This is a genomic window from Streptomyces fuscichromogenes (genome assembly GCF_014645815.1).
GTDB lineage: Bacteria > Actinomycetota > Actinomycetes > Streptomycetales > Streptomycetaceae > Streptomyces > Streptomyces fuscichromogenes.
The window spans coordinates 1-21,276 of record NZ_BMML01000055.1 but is presented as its reverse complement, the minus strand read 5'-3'; the positions used below and the strand labels follow the sequence as shown (position 1 = coordinate 21,276).

At 75.1% G+C, this 21,276-nt stretch carries 7 protein-coding genes; 3 read left to right on the top strand and 4 right to left on the bottom strand.

All coding sequences use genetic code 11. The features are described from left to right. Positions 1-1,673, top strand: a 1,673-nt coding sequence (locus IEZ11_RS52150) for an SDR family NAD(P)-dependent oxidoreductase (RefSeq protein WP_189269623.1), incomplete at its 5' end; no start/stop codon positions are given. A gap of 38 nt (positions 1,674-1,711) precedes the next feature. Beyond that, entirely contained in the window at positions 1,712-3,187 is a 1,476-nt protein-coding gene (locus tag IEZ11_RS51740) for an FAD-dependent monooxygenase (protein WP_189269622.1), read from the top strand. A 155-nt stretch (positions 3,188-3,342) separates the two neighbouring features. Here the strand turns inward: IEZ11_RS51740 and IEZ11_RS49100 are convergent, their stop codons facing one another. Together IEZ11_RS49100 and IEZ11_RS49095 are read right to left on the bottom strand one after the other, a co-directional pair. Then, positions 3,343-3,699 carry a phosphopantetheine-binding protein gene (locus IEZ11_RS49100; RefSeq protein WP_189269621.1) on the bottom strand — a complete coding sequence of 119 codons (357 nt, stop codon included), beginning with the start codon at positions 3,697-3,699 and terminating at the stop codon, positions 3,343-3,345. Positions 3,700-3,766: 67 nt separating this feature from the next. Then, a complete protein-coding gene (locus IEZ11_RS49095; RefSeq protein ID WP_189269620.1) occupies positions 3,767-4,792 on the bottom strand; it encodes a ketoacyl-ACP synthase III family protein in 1,026 nt (341 codons plus the stop codon). A gap of 285 nt (positions 4,793-5,077) precedes the next feature. Here IEZ11_RS49095 and IEZ11_RS49090 point away from each other — a divergent pair, with 285 nt between their 5' ends. After that, positions 5,078-6,286 carry a cytochrome P450 gene (locus IEZ11_RS49090; RefSeq protein ID WP_229713963.1) on the top strand — a complete coding sequence of 403 codons (1,209 nt, stop codon included), beginning with the start codon at positions 5,078-5,080 and terminating at the stop codon, positions 6,284-6,286. A 128-nt stretch (positions 6,287-6,414) separates the two neighbouring features. On the opposite strand, the gene IEZ11_RS49085 is transcribed toward IEZ11_RS49090, so the two are convergent. Together IEZ11_RS49085 and IEZ11_RS51735 are read right to left on the bottom strand one after the other, a co-directional pair. Beyond that, on the bottom strand, positions 6,415-8,016 hold the full coding sequence (locus IEZ11_RS49085) for a DHA2 family efflux MFS transporter permease subunit (protein ID WP_189269618.1): 1,602 nt from the start codon (positions 8,014-8,016) through the stop codon (positions 6,415-6,417). A 72-nt stretch (positions 8,017-8,088) separates the two neighbouring features. After that, the coding region (locus IEZ11_RS51735; RefSeq protein ID WP_373295087.1) for an SDR family NAD(P)-dependent oxidoreductase at positions 8,089-21,276 on the bottom strand (13,188 nt) is incomplete at its 5' end.

Genomic DNA, 21,276 nt, shown 5'->3' with positions numbered 1-21,276 from the left:
AAGAATTCGTCGACGCCTCCCTGCGCCTGCTCCCCCACGGCGGACGCTTCCTCGAAATCGGCAAGAACGACGTCCGTGACGCCGCCGAGGTCGCGGCCGCGCATCCCGGGGTCCGGTACAGCGCCTACGACGTGCAGGACGCGGGGCCCGACCGGATCCAGGAGATGCTCGGCGAGCTGGTGGCGCTGTTCGAGGCGGGGGTGCTGACGCCGCCGCCGATCACGTCGTGGGACATCGGCAGTGCTCCGGAGGCGCTGCGGTTCCTGAGCCAGGCGCAGCATGTCGGCAAGACGCTGCTGACGGTGGGGCGGGAGCCGGACCCGGAGGGGACCGTGCTGATCACCGGTGCCACCGGAGCCCTCGCCCGGCTCCTCGCGCACCATCTCGTCACCGGGCACGGTGTCCGGCATCTCCTGCTGGCCGGCCGGAGGGGCGGGGGGCATCCGGCGGCGCGGGAGCTGACGCGGTCGCTGACCGCGATGGGCGCGCGGGTGACGTTCGTGGCGTGCGATCCGGCGGATCCGCGGTCCGTGGCCGGTGCGCTGGCGGCCGTCGATCCGGCTCATCCGCTGACGGCGGTCGTGCACACGGCGGGTGTGCTGGACGACGCGCCCGTGCACGCGCTGACGGCGGAGCAGCTCGGTGCGGTCCTGGCGCCGAAGGTGGACGGCGCCTGGAATCTGCACCGGCAGACGCTGGGGCTCGATCTCGCCGCGTTCGTGGTGTATTCGTCGGCGGCGGGTCTGCTCGGCAACGCGGGGCAGGCCGGGTACGCGGCCGCCAACACCTTCCTGGATGCTCTGGCCCACCACCGTCATGCCCTGGGGCTGCCGGCGACCTCGCTGGCCTGGGGGCTGTGGGACACGGCGGACGGGATGGGCGGCCGGCTCGACGAGCGGGCCCGGGGCCGGCTGGCGCAGGGCGGTGTGCTGGCGTTGTCGCCGCAGGAGGGGCTGCGGCAGTTCGACGCGGCGCTGGCGCTGCGTCAGCCGCTGGTGGTGGGTGTGGGTGTGGACAGCGCGGTGCTGGCCGGGCGGGCGGCGGCGGGGCTGCTGGATCCGCTGTTCGGCCGGCTGGCCTCGGGGCGTGCCGGGCGGGGCGGCGGGATGCCGGGCGGGCGGCGGGCGGGCGGCGGGCAGGCGGCGGGGCCGGCGTTGTCGCAGCGGCTGGCCGGGCTGCCGGCGGCGGAGCGGCTGGGGGTGCTGCGGGAGCTGGTGCGGGGCAGTGCGGCGGCGGTGCTGGGTCATGCCTCGCCGGCGGGTGTCGATCCGCAGCGGCCGTTCACGGTGCTCGGGTTCGACTCGCTGTCGGCGTACGAGCTGCGTAATCAGCTGACGGCGGCGACCGGTCAGCGGCTGCCGCCGACCCTGATCTTCGACCATCCCACTCCGGAGGCGCTGGCCGTTCATCTGGAGGGGCTGCTGGCGCCGGCGCGGCAGGATCCGTTCGCGGCGCTGCTGGCGGAGGTGGACCGGCTCCAGGAGCGGCTGGGGGACGAGGAGGCGGTGCCGCCGGGTGCGGCGGGGCGGCTGGCGGGCCGGCTCCAGGACTTCCTGCTGCGGCTGGAGGAGAGCCGGGAGGCGGCGGGCGGGGACCGGGCTGTGCGGGAGCTGTCCGCGGCCACGGACGAGGAGATCTTCGACCTCATCGACAACGAACTCGGTATCGCCTGATGCGCCGTGCGGGGCATCGGGCAGGAAGGGAGTCAGGTATGTCCGGTCCGGTCATCATCGCGGGCGGCGGGCCCGCCGGGCTGATGCTCGCGCACGAGCTGAGGCTGTGGGGCGTGGAGACCGTCGTCCTGGACAGGCTCGCGCAGCCCAGTGAGCGTGTCCCCGGTCAGGCGCTGAACGTGTCGGCGGCCGAGCTGCTGCAGATGCGGGGGCTGCTGGCGGAGCTGCTGCCGTTCAGCAAGCCCGTGCAGGGCACGCACTATTCGCTGATCTGGCTGGACGACGCTGCGCTTGGCGGGCGTCACCAGCCGGCGCTGCTGCTGGGCCAGCAGCATGTGGAGCGCCGGCTGGAGCGGGCGGTGCGGGAGCGGGGTGCCGTGCTGCGCCGGGGTCATGAGCTGCTCGGCTTCACGCAGGACGGCTCGGGGGTGGACGTGCGGGTGCGCGGCCCCGAGGGCGAGTACGTGGTGCGGGGCAGTCATCTGGTGGGTGCGGACGGTGAGTCGAGCCGGGTGCGGGAGCTGGCCGGGATCGCGTTCACGGGTGCGGGTTCCTCCAGCTGCGGGCTGGTCGCGGACGTGGCGGTGCCGCTCGGCGAGCTGCCCGAGGTGCACCGTGGTTCGAAGGTGTCGCCGGGCGGGGGGATCTATTCGGCGGTGCCGACGGACACGGGTGTCACCCGGATCGTGACGGCGGAGTTCGACACCGAGCTTCCCGGTGCGCGGGGGCGGGCGGACGCGGCGGAGCTGCGGGCGGCCGTCGAGCGCATCAACAAGGCGGCCTTCCCCGATGTGCCGGTGCGCTGGGTGGAGCGCTACGGCGGTCCGACCCGGATCGCCGAGCGTTACCGTGCGGGCCGGGTGTTCCTGGTGGGGGACGCGGCGCACACCTTCTATCCGCTGGCGGGGCTGCGGCTGAACCTGTGTTTCCAGGACGCGCTGAACCTGGGCTGGAAGCTGGCGGCACAGCTGGCGGGCTGGGCGCCCGAGGGGCTGCTGGAGACGTACGAGGCGGAGCGCCGTCCGCAGGGGGTGCGGGCCGGTGCGGCCACGGACGCCCAGCTGGCGCTGATCCATCCGGCGCGGCGGGTGGGGCCGGTGCGTGAGCTGGTGACGGAGCTGCTGCGGTTTCCCGAGGTGAACCGGTATCTGCTGGAGCTGTCCACCGGTCTGGACGTCAGTTACGCGCCGCAGGGGGCGCCGGCCCTGGTGGGCCGCCGGCTGCCGCATGTGCCGCTGGAGGGGGCCGGTGGCGCCACGTGCGTTCCCGCGCTGCTGAGCGGCGGGCGGGGGCTGTTCCTGGATCTGGGCGGGGCGGGCGCGGCGGTGGCGCCGGCCGTGGCCGGGCGGGCGGAGCGGCTGACGGCGGTGGCGGTGAAGCCGTCCGGGCAGATCCCGGCGGAGGCGGTGCTGCTGCGTCCTGACGGGCATGTGGCCTGGGCGGGTTCCGCGGCGGCGGACGCCGGGGGCCTGGCCGCGGCCGTGAGCGCGTGGTTCGGGCCGGTGCGGGCCTGAGGGCCGGGTCCGCGAAGGACCGCGACGCCCGGGGGCGGGACAGGGCCGGCGGGTCCTGTGCCGCCCCCGGGCGTCGCGGTGTCCGGTGCGGGGCTGCCGCCGTGACCGGCCGTGACCGGCCGTGACCGGCCGGGGCGGACCGGGGCGGGGCGGGGTCAGGCGGTGGCGGGCCGGGCGGTGAGGCGGGCCGTCCAGGCCTCGACGGTGGGGTCGGCCGCGAGGTCGCGGAACGTCACCGTGCGGCCCTGCCGGCGCCAGGTGTTGATGAGCTGCATGACGTGCAGGGATTTCATGCCCATCTGGACGAGGTTGACGTCGTCGGCGAGGTCGCGGGCGGGGAGGCCGAGCACGGCCGCCACCGCCTCACGTATCTCCTCACGAATCTCCTCACGTGTGTCCCCGGGTGCGTCCCCGGGTGCGTCCTGGCGGGCGTCCGCGGGTGTGTCCTGGCGGGTGTCCGCGGGTGTGTCCTGGCGGGTGTCCTCGGGTGCCGGGGCGTCGGGTGCGGTCATGGCGGTCTTCCTTCTGCGCGGCGGGTCGGGGTGAGGTGAGGTGGGGTGGGGTGGGGGCGGTGCCCGGTCAGGGGGTGGCGGTGATCTCGACGACGGCGGCGCCGACCTCCATGCCGACGGCCGCGGCCAGCAGCAGCACCCGGTCGCCGGGGCCGACCTGGCCGCTGTCCAGGAGGTGTTCGAGGCCGGCGATCTGGTCGGTGCCGGCGCTGTGGCCCAGTGTCCGGTTGAACTGCCAGGTGCCGCGGTCCTCGTCGATGCCGAGCGGGTCGAGGAAGCCGTTCCTGATCTGGTCGAGGGCGACCGCGCTGTGGGCGACCCGGGCGATGTCGTCCAGGTGCAGTGCGGTGTCCGCCAGGACCCGGCCGACGACCTGGGTGACCACGTCACCGAGGTGGAAGAGCGGCGGGAGCACGCCGGCGGCCCACTGGGCCCTGATCCACTCGCTGCGTTCCTCCAGGTCGAGTGGCCGGCCGGCGGTGACGGAGGGCGGGAAGAGGGGTTCGCCGCCCCGGTGCAGCACCTCCGCCTCGGGGCAGGACACCGAGTGGACGGCGAGCAGCCGGGCGAAGCCCTCGCGGCGGGAGACGACGGCGGCCGAGCCGCCGTCGCCGAGGAGGTAGTGGCTGCTGACCCGCCACCGGTCGATGCCGGGCGTGGAGAAGTTGTCGCCCGCGGTGAGCAGGACGGCGTCCCGGCCCGGGTCCGTGGTCAGCCACTGGGCGGCGAGCCGCATCGAGGTGATCATGCCGAGGCAGCCCTGGCGGATCTCCAGGGCGGGCACGGGCCGGTCGAGGGTCTGGTGCAGGACGTAGTGCGGCGCCGACCAGATCTCCGGGCCCTGGTGGTGGACGGGGGTGTGCAGCAGGGCCGCGAAGTCGTCCGGGCGGTGCTCGGAGCGTTTGACGGCCTCCCGGGCGGCGGCGACGGCCATGTCGGGGGCCGGTGTCCCGCCGGCGACACCGACGGAGATCATTCCGCTGGCCGCGCGGGACTCCTCGTCGTACCAGCCGTTCTCGACGGCCTGTGCGGTGGTGACCCGGTCCGGCAGAAAGGTTCCGATGCCGGCCAGGAAGATATTCTCGACCTTCATTTCTGAGTCTCTTCCCCATTCGTCTGTCGGGTCGGCGGGAGGTGTCGGAGAGAAATCCGGCGGGCGGACGCCGACACGCCTGCGCCCAGAATCGCCCGCCGGTCTTGCGGGGCGCTTTCACCGGGCTTGCGGGCGGCAAAAGCGGGCGGCGGCAAGGGGATCGGGCCGGAAGTTTTAAGCCAGCTTTAGCGCGGCGGAATACCGTGCCCGGCGGACGGAGAAAAAAGCCGCTCCTTTTCGCGTGCCGCGAGAGCACGTTCCATGACCTCCGAGGAGTACATCACCGTGACAGCAATCCAGGAATTGCCGCGGCTCCCGTTCGAACGGGACGCGCAGTGCCCGGCCACGTCGATCGCGCCGATGTTCCACCGGCTGCGGGCCGCCCACCCGGTGGCCCGGGTGGGCACGCCGGCCGGCGACGAGGGGTGGCTGATCACCCGTTACAAGGAGATCAAGCAGCTCTTCAACGATCCGCGGCTGGGCCGTTCGCACCCGGACCCGGACAGCGCCGCCCGGATCGCCAACGCCGCGGTGATCAGCGGGCCGCTCGGCAGGCCCGAGGACGAGATCGCCAACCGGTCCCGGATGCGCCGGCTGTTCGCGCCGTCGTTCTCGGCACGCCGGGTGGAAAAGCTCCGCCTCGACGTGGAGCAGATCGTCGACGACCTGTTCACCAAGATGGCGGCCGGCCCCAATCCGGCCGACTTCCACGAGGCGCTGTCCTTCCCGCTGCCGGTGCTGGTCATCTGCCAGCTGCTCGGTGTGCCGGGCGAGGACCGCGAGGAGTTCCGGCTGTACTCCAACGGCGCCACCAACCTGTACAACCGGGCCGAGTCGCAGGCCGCCTGGGACCGGCTCACCAACTACATGCACAAGCTGATCGCGGTGAAGCGGGCCGATCCGGGCCAGGACGTCTTCTCCGACCTGATCGAGGCCGAGGAGCGGGAGAACCTCAGCGAGGACGAGATCGCGGGTCTGGGGGCCGCGCTGCTGTTCGCCGGGCACGAGACCACGGTGACCCGTCTGGACATCGGCACCCTGCTGCTGCTCACCAACCCCGACCAGCGTCACAAGCTCCAGCAGGACCCGCAGGGCATGATCAAGAACACGGTGGAGGAGATCCTGCGGGCGGCGGCTCCCTCCACCCAGGACGTGCTGCCGCGCTACGCCCACCAGGACATCGAGGTGGGCGGGGTGACGATCCCGGCGGGCGACCTGGTCCTGCTGCCGTTCACGGCCGCCAACCGGGACCCGCAGATGTTCGACGACCCCGATGTCTTCGACATCAGCCGGGACATCCCGCAGCACCTCGCCTTCGGCCACGGCCCGCGTTTTTGCATCGGCGCCAGCCTGGCCCGCGTGGAGCTGCAGATCGTCTTCTCCACGCTGTTCGAGCGGTTCCCCGACCTGCAGCTCGCCGCCTGCCCCAACGACCTGGAGTTCCGCGACGACACCCTCACCGGCGGCCTGGCCCACCTGCCCGTCACCTGGTGAACCCGCGGCGGGCCGGCCGGCGCCGCCGCACCCGAAGGCCGCCCCGGACCACGAGGTCCGGGGCGGCCTTCGTCACGACGCGGCGCCGCGCCCGCCGGGACTCAGCGGACCGCCGCGTCCGCCGGGGCTCAGCGGACTGCGGCGTCCGCCGGGGCGGGGGCCGCCGGTTTCTTCCCGGCCGCGGCACGGCGGGTGTGGGACGTGGCCGCGCAGCAGGCCAGCAGGCCCACGGCCAGGGCGCAGACGGGCAGCAGCATCGTGGTGTGCACCATCGCGAGGTAGCCGTCGGCGTAGACCTCACGGGCCAGCCGGCCGGCGGTGGCGGCCAGTTCACGGGGCACGGACGCCGCGACGTGCCGGGCGCCGGCGGCCCGGGAGTCGTCGGCGACGAACGCCGTGCGGAAGCCGTCGCGGGCAGACGCCGGCAGCGCCGTGGCACGGGTGCGGGCGCCGGAGCGGACCTGGGAGGTCAGCTCGTGCTGCATGAGCGCGCCGATGCCCGCCGACCCGATGACCGAACCGAGCTGGCGGATCGTGTTGTTGACGCCGCTGGCGGCTCCCGCGAGCCGCGGTTCGACCCCGCGCATCGCCTCGGCGGCCAGCGGCGCCAGCAGACAGCCGGTGCCCAGCCCGGTCACCAGCAGGGCGGGGGTGAAGGTGTACCAGTCGCTGTCCGGGCCGGCCAGCCGGCTGACCAGCGCGATCCCGCAGCCGTACATGACGAGGCCGAACATCAGCACGTACTTGCCGCCGATCCGGTCCGACATCCGGCCGGCGAACGGGGCCACGGCCATGGACACCAGGGGTGAGGGGGCCAGGGTGAGGCCGGCGCGCAGGGCGCTCATGCCGAGGTCGGACTGGAGGTAGAGGTTGAGCGGCAGGACCAGGCCCAGCATCGACATCGCGATGAGGCCGGCGATCAGGGACATCAGGGTGAAGTTGCGGTCCCGGAAGACCGCGAACGGCAGCAGCGGCTCGCGGTCCTGGCGGCTGCGCTGGTGCAGCAGGAACACCGCGACGAGCACGGCACCGGCCGCGATGCACCCGATGATCATGCCGTTCCAGCCGTAGCGCTGACCCTCCTGGAGCCCGAAGCACAGGGCGAGCAGGGCCGCGCTGGCCAGGACGACACCGGTGACGTCGAAGCGGTGCGCGCGGCCGCTGCGGATGTCGGGGACCACCAGCAGCGTCATCACCACGACGGCGATCCCGATGGGCAGGTTGACGAAGAAGATCCAGCGCCAGCCGGCCGTGCTGACCAGCAGGCCGCCCAGGGTGGGCCCGGAGATCGTGGCGACGCCGGCGACCGAGCCCCACACGCCCATGGCCGCGCCGCGCCGCTCGGGCGGGAACACCGACACGATCAGGGCCATGGTCTGCGGTCCCATCAAAGCCGCGCCCAGTCCCTGCACCGCGCGGGTGGCGATGAGTTCGGCGGGGCTCTGCGCCAGCCCGCACACCACACTGGCCAGGGTGAAGACGACGACCCCCGTCAGGAACAGCGAACGCGGCCCGTACAGGTCGCCCAGCCGGCCCGCGGTGATCAGCAGGACGGCCAGGACCAGCGCGTAGGCGCTGACCGTCCACAGCGCCTGGTCCAGGGAGGCGCCGAGGTCGGCCATGATGTCGGGCATCGCCACGTTGACGATGGTCAGATCCAGCAGGGTCATGTAGAACCCGAGGGCGAGTGTGGTCAGCACCACCCAGGGGTTGGAGCGCCAACGGCTCACACGCGTACCTCTTCCATTTCCGTTCCCGTCTGCGTCTTCGGCTTCATCGGGGTGTTTCTCCTTGCGGGGGGCTCAGCCCAGGGGGCCGAGTTCGTCGTCCAGGGCGGCGAAGAGTTCGTCGTCGGTGGCCTCGGCGAGGTCCTCGCCGCCGGCCTGGGATCCGGCGGCGTCCTGGGCGGCCTGCCAGGTGCGCAGCAGGCCGGCCAGCCGGGTGCCGAGCCCGGCGTGCTCCGGGGCCGCGCCGTTTCGGGCCAGCAGGGCTTCCAGCCGGTCGAGTTCCGCGCTCAGCGCGGCGGCACCGGGGGCGGTGGGGGTGGCGGGGGCGAGGCGTCCGGTGAGTTCGGTGGCGAGGGCGGCGGCGGTCGGATGGTCGAACGCGAGCGTGGCGGGCAGCCGGAGGCCGGTGGCGGCGGTGAGCCGGTTGCGCAGTTCCACGGCGGTCAGGGAGTCGAACCCCAGTTCCTGCAAGCCGCGTCCGCCGCCCACGGCCCGTTCGTCGGCGTGTCCCAGGACCTGGGCGATCTGCCCGGTCACCAGGCTCAGCACCGCCGTGTGCCGTGCGTCGGGGCCGAGTACGGCCAGCCGGTCGGCCCACGACGCCGCCTCCGGGCTCCCCGCGCGGGCAGCAGCCCTGCGCACGGGCGCCCGGACCAGGCCGCGCATCGGCGCGGGCAGGTCGCCGGCGCCGGCCCGGGCGCGCAGCGCGGCCCGGTCCAGGCCGGTGGCGACGGGCGCCGGGCCCGGCCCCGCGAGCGCCGCGTCCAGCAGGCCCAGCGCGGACGTCGGGGACATCGCGGCGATCCCGGAGCGCGACAGCCGGGCCAGGTCGCTGCGCCCGAGCTCCTCGCCCATGCCGCCGCCTCCGCCCCACAGGCCCCAGCCGATGGACAGCGCCGGCAGCCCGGCGGCCCGGCGGCGGCGGGCCAGCGCGTCCAGGAACGCGTTGGCCGCCGCGTAGTTGGCCTGGCCGGGGGTGCCGATGGTCGCCGCGATGGACGAGAACAGCACGAACGCGGTCAGGCCGTGGCCGGCGGTCAGCTCGTGCAGATGCCAGGCCGCGTCCGCCTTCGGCCGCAGCACGGCATCCATCCGGGCGGGGGTGAGACTGCCCAGGACACCGTCGTCCAGGACACCGGCCGTGTGCACGACCGCGGTGAGCGGATGCGAGTGCGGCACGCTCTCCAGCAGCGCCGCGAGCTGCGCACGGTCGGCGGTGTCGCAGGCCGCCAGGCGCGCCTGCGCTCCCAGCCCGCCCAGCGCGGCGACGAGTTCGGCCGCACCGGGGGCGTCCGGCCCGCGCCTGCTGACCAGCAGCAGCCGCCGGACACCGTGCACGCTCACCAGGTGACGGGCCACCAGGCCGCCCAGCAGCCCGGTCGCTCCGGTGAGCAGCACGGTGCCGTCAGGATCGAAGACGGCCCCCGCACCAGCCGGTACCGGCACGCTGTCCGGTACCGGGACGCCGTCCGGGGCCGCCGCACTGTGCGGGGCCGGGGCACTGTCCGGTGCCGGGGCCGGTGTGTCGGGGGTGAGCCGGGGGACGTAGAACCGTCCGGCGCGCAGCGCGAACTGCGGTTCCCGCTCGGCCAGTGCCCGTGCGACCGCGCCGGGCAGGGCAGCCGTCGAGGCTCCGGTGGCGTCAGTGGCGTCGTCGGTGTCGACGACGACGAGCCGTCCCGGGTGCTCCGCCTGCGCGGTGCGCAGCAGCCCGGCCACCGCCGCGGCGGCCGGGTCGGGTACCTCGCCGGGCAGCACGGCCGCGGTGCCCGAGGTCAGCAGCACCAGCGGGATGTCCGCGAGGGCCTCCAGCGCGGCCCACTCCTGCACCAGGCCCAGCGTCTCGGCGACCGCCCGGTGGGCGGCCTCCACCACCGTCACGGCCGGGCCGGTGTCCAGGGCGATCCGGGCCAGCAGCACACCGGGCGCGGTGTCACCGTCCTTGGCGGCCACCGCGACGGAGGCGAGCGAGGGATGGCACACGGCCGCCGTCCCCGCGGGCAGCGCCACCGGGCCGGTGCCCTCCAGCACGGCCCAGCGGTCCGGCACCGCCGCCGACCCGGCCCCACCGGCGGCCCCACCGGCGGCCGCACCGGCTGTGTCGGCTGTGTCGGCCGTGGTCACCCAGTCCAGGGTGAGCAGCCCCGGGCCGGGCCGGGCCGGCGCGAGCTCCGCGGCCGGCAGCGCCCGCAGGGACAGCTCCTCCACCCGGGCGACCGGCGCCCCGGACAGGTCGGCGAGTTCCAGGCCGACACTGTGGCCGCCGGCGGGGGTGATCCGTACCCGCAGCTCGGTCGCGCCGCCGGCGTACAGGGTCAGTCCGCTCCAGGAGAACGGGATGTGGGCGGTGTCGGGGCCCTCGCCGGGCCCGGCCGGTCCCAGGGCCAGCGGCCGCAGCGCGGAGTCGAGCAGCGCCGGGTGGATGCCGAAGCCGCCGCCGTCCGGGCCGCCGTCCTGGGCGTCCTGGGCGTCGTGGGCTTCCCGGGGCAGGGCGACCTCGGCGTAGAGGGTGTCGTGGTGCCGCCAGGCCGCCGTCACCCCCTGGAAGGCGGGGCCGTAGCCGAGTCCCGCGGCGCTCAGGCGTTCGTCGAGGTCGTCGAGGTCCAGGACCTGGGAGCCGGGCGGCGGCCATTGCCGGTCCCAGGCCCGGGGGGCCGGCGCGCCCGCCGACAGTGTGCCGGTGGCGTGCCGGGTCCACTGCGCGGCCTGCGGGCCGAAGCCGTCGGCCGGCCCGGAGTGCACGGTGAAGGCGTGCCGGCCGCTGTCGTCGGCGGGTTCGGCGGCGAGCTGCAGCCGCAGGGCCCCGCCGTCGGGCAGGACCAGCGGTGCCTCCAGGGTGAGGTCGTCGACCCGGTCGCAGCCGAGCTGGTCGCCCAGGTGCGCGGCCAGGTCGGCCAGGGCCGCGCCGGGCAGCACGGTCTGGCCCGCGACCTTGTGGTCGGCCAGCCAGGGGTGGTCGTCCGCCGACAGCCGGGCGGTGAACAGCAGTCCGCCACCGTCGGCGAGCGGCACCCGGGCGCCGAGCAGCGGATGGCCGGCGGTGTCCTGTCCGGCCGCCGGGAGGTCGGCGCCGGCCGTCGCCCGCAGCCAGTAGCGCTCGCGCTGGAAGGCGTACGTCGGCAGGGCCGCCGGCCGGGCCCCGTGCCGCCCCAGGAGCTCCAGCCAGCCGGCGGGCGCGCCGCCGGTCACCGCGAGGGCGACGGGGCCCTGCCGGCTGACGGCGGCCAGCGCCGTGCCGACCGAGGAGTACTCGGGCCGGCCCGCGCGCAGGGCACAGACGGCGACGACGGCCGGGCCGTCCTCGCCGAACGCGTTGTCGACCATGGCGGTCAGGACCGGGTCCGGGCCCAGTTCGAGGAACGTGGTGACGTCCTGGGCGGCGAGGGTGCTCAGGCCGTCGTGGAAGCGGACGGTGCCGCGGATGTGCCGGGCCCAGTAACCCGGATCGGTCAGCTCCTGCGCGGTCGCGATCCGGCCGGTCACGTTCGACACCACCGGTATCGCCGGCGGGTTGAAGGTGAGGGCGGTGATGGTGCGGGTGAACTCGGTAAGGACCTCGTCCATGTGCGCGGAGTGGAAGGCATGACTGACCGTCAGCGCCTTGACCCGGACCCCCTCCGCCCTGAACCGGCCCGCGATCTCCTCGACCGCGTCCGCGTCACCCGAGACGACCACCGCGGAGGGGCCGTTGACGGCCGCCAGGTCCAGGCGGCCCTCGAAGCCGGCCAGGACGGGGACGACGTCCGCTTCGGGGGCGGCGACGGCGAGCATCGCGCCGCCGTGGCGGGCGGCCTGCATCAGCCGGCCCCGCGCCGCCACCAGCACGCCCGCATCGGCGAGGGAGAGGACACCGGCCGCGTGTGCGGCGCTCACCTCGCCGATGGAGTGCCCGATCAGGAAGTCCGGGCGCAGTCCGCGGTGTTCGGCCAGCCGGAACAGGGCCGTCTCCACCGCGAACAGCGCGGCCTGCGTGAACCGGGTCTGGTCCAGGAGGCCTTCCGGACCGCCGCCGAACACGATCTGCTTCAACGGCTGTGGGAGATGGGGGTCCAGGACCGCACACACCGCGTCGAAGGCTTCGGCGAACACCGGCTCGGCCGCATACAGCTCCCGGCCCATCCCGGCCCGCTGCGCCCCCTGACCCGTGAACAGCACCGCCGTACGGCCGGGGTCCGTGGACCGGCCGCGCAGCACGTCCGGCGACGGTGTCCCGGTGGCCAGGGCGTCCAGCGCGGCCAGCAGTTCCCCGGCGGAGCTGCCGAGGACGGCGGCGCTGTGGCCGAAAACGGTCCGGGTGGTCGCCAGGGCGAGCGCGACGTCCTCGGGCGCGGGCGCGGGTTCGCTGGTCACGAACGCGTGCAGCCGGGCGGCCTGGGCGCGCAGGGCGTCCTCGGAGCGGGCGCTGAGCAGCCACGGGAGGCGGCCCGTGTAGGGCACGGGGCGGGGGGCGGCGGGCAGCTGGCCGGCAGAGCCGGGTGCCTCCAGGATGACGTGGGCGTTGGTGCCGCTGATCCCGAAGGAGGAGACCGCGGCGCGGCGCGGCCGGTCCGTCTCGGGCCAGGGCTGTTCCTCGGTCAGCAGGCAGACCGCGCCCGCCGACCAGTCGACGTGCGAGGTCGGCTCGTCCACGTGCAGGGTGCGCGGCAGGAGGCCGGCGCGCATCGCCATGACCATCTTGATGACGCCGCCGACTCCGGCGGCGGCCTGCGAGTGGCCGATGTTGGACTTCAGCGAGCCCAGCCACAGGGGCTGTTCGGCGGTGTGGTCCTGGCCGTAGGTGGCGATCAGGGCCTGCGCCTCGATGGGGTCGCCGAGCCGGGTGCCGGTGCCGTGGGCCTCGACCGCGTCCACGTCCCCGGCGCCGAGCCGGGCATCGGCCAGGGCCTGGCGGATCACCCGCTGCTGGGCGGGGCCGTTGGGAGCGGTCAGGCCGTTGGACGCGCCGTCCTGGTTGATCGCGCTGCCCCGGATCACGGCGAGGACGGGGTGGTGGTTGCGGCGGGCGTCGGAGAGGCGTTCCAGTACGAGCATGCCCACGCCCTCCGCCCAGCCGGTGCCGTCGGCCGACTCGGAGAAGGCCTTGCAGCGGCCGTCCGGGGACAGTGCCCGCTGCCGGCTGAACTCGACGAAGGTGGTCGGCGTGGACATCACGGTGACACCGCCGGCCAGGGCCAGCGTGCACTCGCCCTGCCGCAGGGCCTGCGCGGCCAGGTGCAGGGCGACCAGGGAGGAGGAGCAGGCCGTGTCCACGGTGACGGCCGGGCCCTCCAGTCCGAAGGTGTAGGCGATCCGGCCGGAGGCGACACTGGCCATGCTGCCGTTGCCGAGATGGCCCTCGTAGCCCTCGGGTGCCGGGTGCAGCCGGGAGGCGTAGTCGTTGTACATGACGCCCGCGAACACCCCGGTACGGCTCGCGCGCAGGGTCTGCGGGTCGATGCCCGCGTGTTCCAGCGCCTCCCAGGTGGTCTCCAGGAGCAGCCGCTGCTGCGGGTCGGTGGCCGCGGCCTCGCGCGGGCTGATCCCGAAGAACCCTGCGTCGAAGGCGTCCGCGTCGTACAGGAAGCCGCCTTGCGTGCAGTAGGTGTGGCCGGCCCGGTCGGGGTCGGGGTCGAAGAGGGCGGCGGTGTTCCAGTCACGGGAGTCGGGGAACGCGCCGACCGCGTCGACGCCGTCGGCGACCAGCCGCCACAGGTCCTGCGGTGAGGCCACCGCGCCCGGGTAGCGGCAGCTCATGCCGACGATCGCGACGGGGTCGCCGGCCGTGGCGGGCCCGGGTGTCCCGGCCGTGGCGCCGGGGGCCGTGCTGCTGTTCGCGCCGGCGGCCAGTTCGACGAGGTGGTCGATGACGGCGGCGGGGGTCGGGTAGTCGAAGACCAGTGTCGGGGAGAGCGTCAGGCCGGTGGCCGCGCCGAGTCTGTTGCGCAGTTCCACCGACGCGAGGGAGTCGAACCCGGCCTCGCGGAAGGGGCGGTTCTCCTCGACGCGGCCGGGGGTGTCGTGGCCCAGGACGGTCGCGACATGGGTGAACACCAGCGGGGCGACGGCGGACCGCCGCTGGTCCGGGGGCAGGGCGGTGATCTGCCGGGCCCACTGGCCCTCAGGGGTACGGGCCGCCCGGGTCCCGCGCCGGGCGGGCGGGCGCACCAGGCCGGCCAGGACGGGCGGCAGGACACCGCTGTCCGCGTCGGCCCGCAGGGCGGCGAGGTCGATACGGGCGGGGACGAGCGCGGCACGGTCCGCGGCGAGGGCCGCTTCGAACAGGTCCAGGCCCTGCGCGGTCTGCATCGGGGCGATACCGCCCCGCGTCATCCGGGCCAGATCCGCCCGGCCGAGGTGGCCGGTGAGCCCGGTGGACTGCCCCCACAGCCCCCAGCCCAGGGAGAGCGCGGGCAGGCCCCTGGCCGCCCGGTGCCGGGCCAGGCCGTCCAGAAAGCCGTTGGCGGCGGTGTAGTTGGCCTGGCCCGGGTTGCCGAGGGCAGCGGTGACGGAGGAGAACAGCACGAACGCCGACAGGCCGAGGTCCTGGGTGAGTTCGTGCAGATGCCAGGCGCCGTCGGCCTTGGGCGAAAGGACGGTGTCGAAACGGTCCGCGGTGAGCGAGGTGAGGGTGCCGTCGTCGAGGACACCCGCGGTGTGCACGACCGCGGTCAGCGGGTGCGCCGCGGGCACGGACGCCACCAGGGCCGCCACGGCGTCCCGGTCGGCGACGTCACAGGCGGCGAAGGCCGCCTCCGCTCCCGACGCGGCGAGGTCCGCGGCCAGTTCACCGGCCCCGGGAGCACCGGCGCCCTGCCGGCTGACCAGCAGCAGATGCCGGGCGCCGTGCCGCGCGGCCAGGTGCCGGGCGAACAGAGCGCCCAGCGTGCCGGACGCCCCGGTGACCAGCACCGTGCCCTGCGGGTCGAGGAGCGGGCCGGCCGGCCGGCCGGCCGCCGGCACCGCCCGGACCAGCCGGGGCTCCAGCAGCCTGCCTTCCCGCAGGGCGAGCTGGGGCGCCCCGGCGGCCAGCGCACCGGCCAGCCCGTCCGTGTCCGCCGGCCCGAACCCGCCCACATCCAGCAGCGCGAACCGGCCCGGCTGCTCGGCCTGGGCGGTCCGCAGCAGACCCCATACCGCGGCCCCCGCCAGATCCGTGACGTCGTCACCCTCGTACGGCGCGACCGCCTTGCAGGTCACCACGGTGAGCCGGGACCCGGCCGCCTCGGGCCGCTCCAGCCACTGCTGGAGATCGCGAAGAAGGCGGTGCGTCAGCGCACGCACCTGCCCCGGCACATCCCGCGCACCGGACACACCGGACACGTCACGTACACCGGGCGTGCCCGGCGCGGACGACGCGGACGTACCGGGCGCGGGCGTACCCGGCGCGGGCGTGCCCGGCGCGGACGTACCGGGCGCGGACGTACCGGGCGCGGGCGGAGCGGGCGGAGCGGGCGGGCCGGAGGGGGCCGAGGCATCCAGCAGGACCAGTTCCGGGACCGGCCCGCCGTCCGCCGCGGCGGCCAGCAGGGCCGCCATGCCGGGATACCGGACGACACTGACACCGGCGGCGGCCAGAGCGTCACCGAGCCACCCCCCGCTGCCGCCCTCACCCGCCCCCTCACTCCCGTTCCCGGTCCCGTTCCCGGTCCTGTTCCCGGTCTCGCTTCCGTTCCCGTTCCCGTTCTCGTTCTCGTTCCCGGTCCCGGCGGTGCCGACGACGGCCACGGTTGCGGCCGGCGGCGCGTGTTCCTGGCCCGTACCGGCCCGGACCCAGTCCAGGGCGTACAGCCACCGGCTCGCGGCCTCGGGCAGCAGGGCACCGTCCGGCACCGCGCGCAGCGCCAGCGACTCCACGCCGGCGACGGGCCGGCCGTCCGAGCCGGTGAGGTCCAGGGCGAGGGTGTCGGGAGCGGTCTGCGTCAGCCGCACCCGTACCGGGCCGCCGGCCGGGGCGGCATGCAGCCGCACTCCCGACCAGACGAACGGCAGCCTCGGCCCGCCGGCCCCCGCCCCCGCTGCGGCCCCCGCCCCCGCCTCCGCCTGCGCCTCCGTCTGCGCCTGCGTCTGCGCTGCCGTGGCGGCGGGCAGCAGTCCCGCGTGCAGGGCGGCGTCCAGCAGTGCCGGATGCACGGCGAAGGAGCCCGCGCCGGCAAACACGGCCGGGTCCAGCTCGGCGAAGCTCTCGGCGCCGCGCCGCCAGGCCGCGCTCACCCCCGTGAAACAGGGACCGTACGCATAGCCCCGGGCGGCCAGCGCCTCGTACAGCCCGGCCGGGTCGACGGGTTCGGCGTCCCGCGGCGGCCACTCCTCCTGCGCCACCGCCGGGGGCGGCTCCTCGTCCGGCGCCAGCAGCCCGACGGCATGCCGCGTCCACGGCCCCAGCCCCTGCGACCGCTCCGCCAGTTCAGGCCGCTCCGGCTCTTCGTGCTCTTCGGGCTGTTCGGGCTGTTCGGGCTGTTCGGGCCGGGAGTGGATGCTCACCGGCCGCCGCCCCTGGCCGTCCGGCGCGCCGACGGCGACCTGGATCCGCACCGCCCGGTCGGCGAGCGGCAGCGGCGCCTCCAGCGTCAGGTCCGCCAGCACACCGCAGCCCGCCTCCGCCCCCGCCCGCAGCGCCATCTCCACGAACGCGGTACCGGGCAGCAGCACCGTCCCGGCCACGGTGTGGTCGCGCAGCCATTCCTGCTCCCGCAGCGACAGCCGGCCGCAGAGCAGCAGTTCCTCACCGTCGGCCACGGGGACGACCGCGCCCAGCAGCGGGTGGCCGGCCTCGTCCAGACCCGCCGCCGGGACACCGGCGGGCAGCGGCTGCGGGCGCAGCCAGTAGTGCCGCCGCTGGAACGGATACGTCGGCAGCTGCACCGGAGCGCTCCCCGGCAGCAGCCCGGCCCAGTCGACGGCCACGCCGCGCACATACAGCCGGGCCGCGGCCTCCAGCAGCCGCCCCACCGCGCTGTGCTGCGCCGCGGTCCCCGCATCCGGCCCGGCCGGCCACAGACCGCACTCGACGGCGGCCACGCCCGTACCGGCAGCCGGCAGCTCCGGCGGCGGCTGATCGGCGCCGCGCGACCCGTCGTGGCGCAGGCACTCCAGCCAGTACCCGGCAGTCAGCGCCTGCGGATCCACCGGCCGGCCGTCCCTCCCGTGCACGGTGACCGCCGCGGTGCCCGGACGCAGCGGCTCCAGCAGCCGCCGGGCCTCGGCCTCGTCACCGGGAACGGTGAGCACCCGGGCGGCGTCGGACACCGCGAGCACCCCCGCCGCGCAGGCGGCCGCGATCTCACCCACGCCACACCCGACGACCGCGTCGGGCAGCACGCCCAAAGACCACCACAGCGCGGCCGACGCCACCTCCACGGCCCACAGCACGGCCCGCGCCACCTCGGGCTCCTCCAGCCCCGGAGCGCCGGGCGCCCCGCGCAGCACGTCCCGCAGATCCCACTGCCGGTACCGCCCCAGCGCGGCACCGCACTCCTGCAGCCGGTCCGCGAACTCCGGCACCGAACCGGCGAGTTCCAGCACGTCGGCGGCCCAGCCGGCACCGGGCACGGCCCCCGGGAAGACGAACACGGTCTGTCCCGGCGCCACGGCAGCCGCACTGCCGCCGGACGCCAGCGCACGCAGGGACTGCAGGAGTTCGGCGCGCCCGCTGCCCACGAGCACCGCACGGTGCTCGAACGCGGACCGGGTGGTCACCAGCGCACGGGCGACCGCGGCGGGGGCCAGTTCGGGCCGGCCCTCGACGAACTCGGCGAGCCGGGCGGCCTGTTCGCGCAGGGCCTCCTCGGTACGGCCGCTCAGCACCCACGGCACCGGACCGGCACCGTCCCCGGCGTACGGCGCCTCGGCCGCCTCGGCTTCGGGGGCCTGTTCGAGGATGAGGTGGGCGTTGGTGCCGCTGATCCCGAACGACGACACCGCCGCCCGCCGCGGCCGGTCCGTCTCGGGCCAGGGCTGCTCCTCCGTCAGCAGCGACACGGCTCCGGCCGTCCAGTCGACGTGCGAGGTCGGCGCGTCCACGTGCAGCGTGCGCGGCAGGACTCCGGCGCGCAGCGCCATCACCATCTTGATGACCCCGCCGACCCCGGCCGCCGCCTGCGCATGCCCGATGTTCGACTTCAGCGAACCCAGCCACAGGGGCTGTTCGGCGGTGTGGTCCTGGCCGTAGGTGGCGATCAGGGCCTGCGCCTCGATGGGGTCGCCGAGCTTGGTGCCGGTGCCGTGGGCGTCGACCGCGTCCACGTCCGCGCCGCTGAGACCGGCGTTGGCGAGGGCCTGGCGGATCACCCGCTGCTGGGCGGGGCCGTTGGGGGCGGTCAGGCCGTTGGAGGCGCCGTCCTGGTTGACGGCGCTGCCGCGGACGACGGCGAGGACGGGGTGGTGGTTGCGGCGGGCGTCGGAGAGGCGTTCCAGCAGCACCAGACCCGCGCCCTCCGCCCACGCGGTGCCGTCGGCGGTGTCGGAGAACGCCTTGCAGCGGCCGTCGGGCGCAAGCCCCTGCTGCCGGGAGAACTCCACGAACATCCCCGGCGTCGCCATCACCGCGGCACCGCCCGCCAGCGCCAGCGAGCACTCCCCCTGCCGCAGCGCCTGCACGGCCAGATGCAGCGCGACCAGAGAGGACGAGCACGCCGTGTCCACCGTGATCGCCGGCCCCTCCAGACCCAGGGCGTAGGAGATACGGCCCGAGGCGACGCTCGCCGAGCCGCCGGTCAGGAGGTAGCCCTCGAAGCCGTCGGCCGGCTCGTGCAGGCGCGGCCCGTAGTCCTGCTGCGTCACCCCCGCGAAGACGCCGGTGTCGCTGCCGCGCAGGCTCACCGGGTCGATCCCGGCCCGCTCCAGCGCCTCCCAGGCGGTTTCCAGGAGCAGTCGCTGCTGGGGGTCCATCGCGGCCGCCTCACGGGGGCTGATCCCGAAGAACTCCGCGTCGAACTCACCGGCGCCGTAGAGGAACCCGCCGTCGCGGGCGTAGGTCTTCCCGCTGACGCCGCGCTCGGGGTCGTAGATGCCCTCCAGGTCCCAGCCACGGTCCCCGGGCAGCGCACCGATCGCGTCGACACCCTCCGCGACCAGCCGCCACAGATCCTCCGGAGAGGCCACTGCGCCGGGGTAGCGGCACGCCATGGCGACCACCGCCAGCGGCTCGTCGGAGACTTCACCGCCGCCCGCCGGCAGGGTGGGTGCCGTACGGTCCGGCAGGGCCACAAGCTCCCGGACGATGTGCGCGGCGAGGGCGTTCGGGGTCGGGTAGTCGAAGACCAGCGACGGGGACAGGAAGAGGTCGAGATCGGCGGCGAGACGGCTGCGTAACTCGACCGCCGTCAGGGAGTTGTAGCCGAGGTCCTTGAAGGTGAGCGCCGGGTCGACCTCGTCGGCACTCCCGTACCCGAGGATCTCCACGGTGTGCCGGCACACCAGGGCGGCCAGCATGGTGGTGCGGATGCGATCACCCTGCGCACCGGTCAGGGCCTTGAGTTTCTGCGCCCATCCGGTGGGCCGCTCCTCCTCGTCCCCGGTACCGGCCTCGGGGACGGCAGCCGCTGCCGTGGCGGTCTGCGGCAGCCGCGGGTTCGGGGACACGTCGATCCAGTACCGCTTGCGCTGGAAGGCGTAGGTGGGCAGGGGGACACGCCGGCCGCCGGTGACCCGCCCGGTGAGGTCGACGGGGGCGCCGTTGGCCCAGGCGGCGGCAAGCGCGGAGAGCAGGGAGCGCTCTTCGTCCCTGCCCTTCTGCAGGGCTGCTGCGGCGGTGAACTCGCCTGCTGCCAGGGTGTTTTGGACCATGGCGGTCAGGACCGGGTCCGGGCCCAGTTCCAGGAACGTGGTGACGTCCTGGGCGGCGAGGGTGCTCAGGCCGTCGTGGAAGCGGACGGTGCCGCGGATGTGCCGGGCCCAGTAGCCCGGGTCGGTCAGCTCCTCCGCAGTGGCGATCCGGCCGGTCACGTTCGAGACCACCGGTATCGCCGGCGGGTTGAAGGTCAGGGCGGTGATGGTGCGGGTGAACTCGGCCAGGACCTCGTCCATGTGGACGGAGTGGAAGGCATGACTGACCGTCAGCGCCTTGACCCGGACCCCCTCCGTCCTGAACCGGCCCGCGATCTCCTCCACCGCGTCCGCGTCACCCGAGACGACCACCGCGGAGGGGCCGTTGACGGCCGCCAGGTCCAGGCGGCCCTCGAAGCCGGCCAGGACGGGGACGACGTCCGCCTCGGGGGCGGCGACGGCGAGCATCGCGCCGCCGTGGCGGGCGGCCTGCATCAGCCGCCCCCGCGCCGCCACCAGCACGCCCGCATCGGCGAGGGAGAGGACACCGGCCGCGTGCGCGGCGGTGACCTCGCCGACGGAGTGCCCGATCAGGAAGTCCGGGCGCAGTCCGCGGTGTTCGGCCAGCCGGAACAGGGCCGTCTCCACCGCGAACAGCGCGGCCTGCGTGAACCGGGTCTGGTCCAGGAGGCCTTCCGGACCGCCGCCGAACACGATCCGCTTCAACGGCTGCGGGAGATGGGGGTCCAGGACCGCACACACCGCGTCGAAGGCCTCGGCGAACACCGGCTCGGCCGCATACAGCTCCCGGCCCATCCCCGCCCGCTGCGCCCCCTGACCCGTGAACAGCACCGCCAGACGGCCACCCGAGGCACGCCCCCGCACCACACCAGCCGACGACTCCCCCGCGGCCAGCGCCTCCAGCCCCGCCAGCAGCTCGGCACGGTCATCGCCGAGCACCACCGCCCGCTCGTCGAACACCGTCCGCGTGCCGGCCAGGGAGAAGCCGATGTCGAGCGGGTCGGGCCGGCCGTTCCCGGTGACGTACTCCTTCAGCCGGGTGGCCTGGTGGCGCAGTGCCGTGCGGGTGCGTGCGGACAGCACCCACGGCACCAGCCCGCCCCCACCCGACCGGTCAGGCCCTGCAGTGGCGGGCTGCCGGGGGGCCTGCTCCAGAATCAGGTGGGCATTGGTACCGCCCATCCCGAACGAGGACACCCCCGCCCTGCGCACACCCTCCACCGGCCACGGCCCCAGCCCCCTCTGGACCTCCAGCCGCCACCCCTCCAGATCGATCCCCGGATGCGGCGACTCAAAATGCAGACTCGCCGGGACCTGCCCCTCACGCACCGACAGAGCCGCCTTGATCAGCCCGACCACACCCGCAGCACCCTCCAGATGCCCGATGTTCGACTTCACCGACCCCACCACAAGCGGCACCACCCGCTCCCGCCCATACACCTCACCCAACGCCCGCGCCTCCACCGGATCCCCCACCGGCGTCCCCGTCCCGTGCAACTC